The organism is Stenotrophomonas thermophila, assembly GCF_001499715.1.
Taxonomy (GTDB): Bacteria; Pseudomonadota; Gammaproteobacteria; order Xanthomonadales; family Xanthomonadaceae; genus Stenotrophomonas; species Stenotrophomonas hibiscicola.
Map to the genome: position 1 here is coordinate 1 of NZ_CVIW01000048.1, position 6,261 is coordinate 6,261.

Consider the following 6,261-nt stretch of genomic DNA (forward strand, 5'->3'; position numbering starts at 1 on the left):
GCGCGCTTGGCTTCAGCCTGGCCTACTACCTGGGCGTGTCGGCAGGCCTGTACACGGTCTGGGTGGCCTGCACCGCGCTGGGCGCGATCATCGGGCCGATGCTGGGCGACATCCACGCCTATGGTTTCGACATGGCCTTCCCCGCCGTGTTCCTGGTGCTGCTGCGCGGCATGTGGCAGGGCATGAAGGCGGCGCGGCCGTGGCTGCTCAGCCTGGTCGTGGCCGCCGCCACTTATCTGCTGGTCCCGGGCGCGTGGTACGTGGCCAGCGGCGCACTGGCGGGCCTGGCCGCGGCCTGGCTGCTGGCGGAGGACGCGGCATGATCTTCAATGGACTGATCCAGTGGACCTCGGTGCTGACCATCGTGCTGATGGCCGCTGCCACCTACCTGACCCGCATCGTCGGCTTCCTGGCGTTGCGCAACCGCACCCTGAGCAAACGTGCGGTGACGGTGATGGAAGCCGCGCCGGGCTGCGTGCTGATCTCGGTGATCGCCCCGGACTTCGTTGCCGACAAACCCGCCGACCTGGCCGCGCTGGCCATTACCCTGCTGGCCGCCACGCGGCTGTCGATGCTCCCGACTGTGCTGATCGGCGTGGTCTCGGCGGGTGTGTTGCGCTATCTGATGGGGTAGCCACCGGACCGCCGGGCAATGCCCGGCGGTCCGTAGTGGCGCAGCAGTGCAATCACGCGCTGCTGCTTGCCGCCAGCAGGCACAGGCTGCGCGACGGCAGCGTCCAGGCGCCTTCCTCATCCGGCTCCAACGGCGTTTCGTCGGTCTGCAGGAGTACGCGCCGGAACGACAGGGCATCGTCTGACACACAGAACCGCTGCGGCTGCTCCCCGGCGTTCAACAGCAGGGCCAGGCTGACATGCCGCCCGGGCTCGCGCAGGCCACTGTCCGGACTGCGACCGTCCAGCACGATCGCCAGCGCACGCAGCCCTGCGTCATGCCAGTCCGCTTCCTCCATGCCGCGACCATCGGGATGCCGCCAGTCGATATCCCGCAGGCCCAGCGCCTCATCGTACTCGCCGCGCAGGAACCGGTTCCGGCGCAGCAGGCCGTAGCGCCGGCGCAGTGACAGCGCCCGCCGCACGAACGCCACCTGCGCCTGTGCAGCCGGCAATGCTGCGCGCTCCCAGTCGATCCAGCTCAGCGGATTGTCCTGGCAGTAGGCGTTGTTGTTGCCTCGCTGCGAATGGCCGAACTCATCGCCGGCCAGCAGCATCGGCGTCCCCTGCGCCAGCAGCAGCGTGGCCAGCAGGTTGCGCATCTGCCGCGCACGCAACGAAAGGATCGCCGCATCATCGGTGTCTCCCTCCACGCCGTGGTTGCTGGAGAGGTTGTGCGAGTGTCCGTCACGGTTGTCCTCGCCGTTGGCCTCGTTGTGGCGATCGTTGTAGCTGACCAGATCGTGCAGGGTGAATCCATCATGCGCGGTCACCAGATTGATGCTGGCCGACGGTCGCCTGCCGTGGTGTTCGAACAGGTCGGCCGAGCCGGTGAAGCGCGTGGCAAACTCTGGCAGCTGCCCGCCATCGCCACGCCACAGCGCGCGCACCGTGTCGCGGAAGCGGTCGTTCCACTCGGCCCAGCCCGGCGGAAACTGGCCCAGCTGGTAGCCGCCCGGGCCGATGTCCCATGGCTCGGCAATCAGCTTCACCTGGCTCAGGATCGGGTCCTGGCGTACCGCATCGAGGAAGCTGCCCGAGGCGTCGAAGCCATGCCGTTCGCGGCCGAGGATGGTTGCCAGGTCGAAGCGGAACCCATCCACCCGCATCTCGGTCACCCAGTAGCGCAGGGAGTCCATGACCATGCGCAGCGCACCGGCATTGGTCAGGTCGAACGTATTGCCGGTACCCGTATCGTTGATGTAGTAGCGGCGATCATCGGCCAAACGGTAGTAGCTGGCGTTGTCGATGCCCTTGAACGACAGCGTAGGGCCCAGCTCGTTGCCTTCGGCGGTGTGGTTGTAGACCACGTCCAGGATGACCTCGATGCCCGCGTTGTGCAGGCGCGCGACCATCTGCTTGAACTCGGCCACGGTGCCCAGCGACAGATAGCGTGCCTGCGGCGCGAAGAAGCCGATGGTGTTGTATCCCCAGTAGTTGCGCAGCCCGCGCTCGAGCAGCTGCTGGTCATCCACGTAGGCATGCACCGGCAGCAGCTCGATGGCGGTCACCCCCAGATGGCTGAGGTGGTCGACCACCGCATCGTGCCGCAACGCGGAGAAGGTACCGCGCTCGGCCTGCGGGACGTCGGGATGCTGCATGGTCAGTCCGCGCACGTGGGCTTCGTAGATCACGGTCCGGTCCCAGGGCGTGGCAGGTGCACGCTCGACGCCCCAGCTGAAAGCCGGATCGATCACGGCACAGCGTGGCATGTAACTGGCGCTGTCGCGGCGGTCGAAACTGAGATCGCCATCGCGGTGACCCAGGGTGTAGCCGAACAGGTGTGGGGCCCACTTCAGTTCGCCGACGATCTGCTTGGCGTAGGGGTCCAGCAGCAGCTTGTTGGGATTGAAGCGATGGCCCTCTTCCGGGGCATACGGGCCGTGCACCCGGTAGCCGTAACGTTGCCCGGGCCGCACGTCCGGCAGGTAGCCGTGCCAGATCTCGTTGGTGTACTCGGGCAGCGCGATACGCTCGACTTCACGGTTGCGCGCGTCGAACAGGCACAGTTCCACCCGCGTGGCGTGCCGCGAGTACAGCGCGAAGTTCACACCCAATCCGTCCCAGGTCGCCCCCAGCGGGAACGGCCGGCCTTCGCGCACCCGCGAAGTCTGCGTCCACTTACGGCTGACCATCGGTTCCCTCCTCGTCGCGCGCAGCGGCAATCTCGGCTTCCACCAAGCGCTCGGCCATGTGCCAATGCCGCTGCTGCTGGTCGTCCGGCCGCCCTTCAGCTTCCCATATCTGATGGGCCAATGCCTCAATCCGCTGCCGTCGTTCCCTGCTGTCCATCCCTACCTGTCTCCTCGTTGATCCATATCGCCAACGGGCTGCCAGCCAGAAGCCCGGCCACGTCCGCGGTTGCGTTGAAATGTTCGATGCGCCCGTCCAGGAGGTTGCGCATGGGGCCTGTCGGCAGCCCGTGCAGCATCACGCCAGTGCCGACGTCGTGTGCTGCGTGCAGGCTGGGCCCGGGCACGGCGGTGGGCGAACCACGCCGCACGATCACCAGCAGCACCTGCGCCTGATGCCTGCGCGCGAATGCCAGCCAGGGCGAACGCGCCGGTGCGGACAGCGGCTGCAGTTGGCCGTGCAGGAACAGCTGCGGGTGCCTGCGGCGGCACTCCAGCAAGCGCCTGAGCAGAAATGCCTTGATGCCACCGTCCCGCCAGTCCTCCAGCAGGGCGGGCCACCCGCGCGTATCACGCAGCCACGCCTGCCGCACTGGATAGTCCACGGCACGCCGGTTGTCCGGGTCCACCAGGCTCAGGTCCCAGCCTTCGCCGCCCTGGTAGAGGTCGGGCACGCCGGGCAGGCAGTGCTGCAGGCACAGCTGTGCCAGGCCGTTGCAGGCGCCCGCCGGCGCAATGCGCGCCACGAACGTCGCCAGCGCCTCCCGCACCGGCTGCAATGGCGCTCCATCCAGCAGCGCGTGCAGCCACTGCGCGGCGGCCTCCTCCACGGCCACGTTGGGATCGGACCAGCTGCTGACCCGTTTACCCTCGCGCAATGCCTTGATCAGCCATTGCACCATCCTCGATGCGAAGCCGGCGCCGGGGGTACCGTGCATCGGCCACGCGGCGACGAGCGCCTGCCATAGCGCATAGGTCTCGGCACCCGGCAACGGCATCGGCGCGCCGGCGTGGGTCGCCATCCGGCTCCAGCGCCGCACCGCGTCCCGCCACTCGACCGTGCAGGTACTGAGAACCGCCAGCCGTGCCCGGCTGTCGGCCCCGCGCTTGTGATCGTGGGTCGCCAGCGCAAGCAGCGCCCTGGGATGGCGCCGCAGGCGCCCGGCTGCATGTTCCAGCAGCTCGCGCCCCTCCATGCCCAGCCGCTGTGGATCACTGCCGACTTCGTTGCGCGACAGCAGCCTGAAATAGCGATAGAACCCGGTATCTTCCACCGACTTGGCATTCAGCGGCGCGGCCAGCTGCCCGAACCGTACGCGCAGCTCGGTTTCAGCCGGCGCCTGGCCGGGAAGTGCCTGCAGCAGCAGATCCAGCGCGGCGCGTGCGGCACCGTCCAGCGCCTCGCGCGCAGCACCGGCAGCGTCCACCAGCGCCTTTCGTTCACCCGCCCCCTGCAGCGAATAGGGCCGGTAGGTGCGGTAATGCCGCAGCAATGAAGCCAATGCGCGCGCCAGCGCAGCCAGTCCGATATCGGCCTCGGCCAGCCGGGGCTGCAGGACCTGCTGCGCACTGCGCAGCAGCCGCTGGAAGTCTGCGTGAAGGCCTTGGCGCAAGATCATGCCGCGAGCGTCCTGCTGAATCCGTTCAAAGCTGCGCGGGTCACCGCCCAGTGCCTGCCACGTGCGCGAGAGCGCGGGCGCAGCCGCCGGATCGTGCAGCCACGCCCCGGTCTGGTCCATGAAGTCATAGCCGGTGGTGCCCTCGCAGGCCCAGCCGTCGGGCAGCTGCTCGCCCTCGGCCAGTATCTTCTCCACATGCAGGCTCACCGCCTGCGGATCACGGTCGCCGGCCGCGCACGCCGTCCTGATCGATTCACGCAGGCGCTGCAGGTAGGCGCCCGGACGCGACAGGCCATCCACATGGTCGACGCGCAGGCCGTCAACCCATCCCTCACGCACCAGCCGCAGCGGCAGCGCATGCACCGCCTCGAACACGTCGTCGCGCTCCACCCGCAGCGCGGCCAGCTCGTTGATATCGAAAAAGCGCCGGTAATTCACCTGATCGCCCGCCGTGCGCCACCAGGCCAGCCGGTAGTGCTGCCGCTGCAGCAGGGTATGCAGCCGTTCAACGCTGCGGTTGCAGCGCTCGGCCCACGCCGGCCACTGCGCGGGGTCCAGTGGATGGCTGCGCGGCGACAACGGCAACGCCAGCCCATGGTGGCGCAGCACGGGCCGCGCCTTGTCCACCACCACGCGCACGACGCCATCGCGCACCGCGTCATGCAACGGCCGGTCCAGCACAGGCAGCCACAGCCGGCCCTCGCAGCCCGGCGCCTCCCAGTCGATGTCAAACCAATCTGCTTGCGGGCTCCGACGCCCGTGCATCAGCACATCGCTCCACCAATGGCTGTGCGGGGAAGCCGCCAGATGGTTGGGTACGATGTCCAGGATCAGGCCCATGCCGTGCGCCCGCGTCGCCGTGGCCAGTTGCCGGAAGACTTCTTCGCCGCCCAGTTCCGGATTGATGCGGGCCGGGTCGATGCCATCGTAGCCATGCGTAGACCCGGGCAGCGCAGCGGCGACAGGCGACAGGTAAAGGTGGCTGACGCCCAGCGCGGCGTAATACGGCACCTGCGCCGCGGCGTCCCCGAGGTCGAAGCCTGCATGCAATTGCAGGCGCACGGTGGCACGCAACGGAGTCATCGCTGCTCCTTCCTCCGCGTGGCGCTGAACCGGGCAATACGCGCGTCGGCCGCGTCCTGGTCCCACGCAAGCGGCAGCCGTCGGCGCCAATTGGGATGGCCGTCGACGGTGCCCGGCAGGTTCACCTGCGCGCGACTGCCCAGGGCGTCTTCCAGCGGAAGCAGCGCCAGCCGTGACGATGCGTGCGCGACCAGCGACAGCGCACGCGCTTCAAGCGTGGCCCCCTCGCCCCGGGCGACTGCGGACAGCGCCTGGACCTCTCTGGAGCGCGCGTGCAGCGCCGACGGAAGCCCGCTCAGCTCTCCCAGGCGGGCACGCCAGCGCAGGTCGCGCCCGTGCAGCCAGCCGGACAGCGGTGGCAGATCATGGGTGGAGGGCATGGCCACCGCATCGCGGCGCCACCGTGGCGCGGGCAGGAAGCGCTCACCGTTGCGGGCGAACGGCAGCACCTCGATGCCCAGGATGCCGCGGGCTGCCAGCCGCTGGCGAACGCCCGGCGGCACCACGCCCAGGTCTTCACCAATCAGCACGCAGCGATGCCGCCACGATTCCAGCACCAGCAGGTTGATCAGATCCTCGAACGGATAGCGCAGGTAAACGCCCTGCCCGGCGCCCGCCCCGCGGGGAAGCACCCACAGGCGCTGCAGGCCAAGGATATGGTCGATGCGCAGCCCGCCACGGCCGGCCATCACAGCGCGCAGCACGCGGATGAACGGCTCAAAGCCCTCGCGCTGCAGGGCGAAGGGTGACCAGCT

Annotated in this window: 6 protein-coding genes; 2 read left to right on the top strand and 4 right to left on the bottom strand. The window is 68.8% G+C overall.

Annotation, left to right across the window (positions count from 1 at the left end):
* The coding region (locus BN1263_RS16750) for an ABC transporter permease family protein (RefSeq protein ID WP_527059173.1) at positions 1–323 on the top strand (323 nt) is incomplete at its 5' end.
* A complete protein-coding gene (locus BN1263_RS16755) occupies positions 320–634 on the top strand; it encodes a branched-chain amino acid transport AzlD family protein (RefSeq protein ID WP_058982748.1) in 315 nt (104 codons plus the stop codon). The genes BN1263_RS16750 and BN1263_RS16755, both read left to right, overlap by 4 nt.
* A 52-nt stretch (positions 635–686) precedes the next feature.
* Here the strand turns inward: BN1263_RS16755 and glgX are convergent, their stop codons facing one another.
* The 4 genes from glgX to BN1263_RS16770 form a co-directional block, all read right to left on the bottom strand.
* On the bottom strand, positions 687–2,807 hold the full coding sequence (gene glgX / locus BN1263_RS16760; RefSeq protein WP_058982750.1) for a glycogen debranching protein GlgX: 2,121 nt from the start codon (positions 2,805–2,807) through the stop codon (positions 687–689).
* On the bottom strand, positions 2,794–2,964 hold the full coding sequence (locus tag BN1263_RS20245; protein WP_005413658.1) for a DUF2934 domain-containing protein: 171 nt from the start codon (positions 2,962–2,964) through the stop codon (positions 2,794–2,796). Before BN1263_RS20245 ends, glgX begins: the two co-directional genes overlap by 14 nt.
* Complete coding sequence (treY, locus tag BN1263_RS16765) at positions 2,933–5,506, bottom strand: malto-oligosyltrehalose synthase (RefSeq protein WP_058982751.1); 2,574 nt, start codon at positions 5,504–5,506, stop codon at positions 2,933–2,935. The genes BN1263_RS20245 and treY overlap by 32 nt, the downstream gene beginning before the upstream one ends.
* On the bottom strand, positions 5,503–6,261 hold a 759-nt coding region (locus tag BN1263_RS16770; protein ID WP_144435382.1), incomplete at its 5' end, for a 4-alpha-glucanotransferase. The genes BN1263_RS16770 and treY, both read right to left, overlap by 4 nt.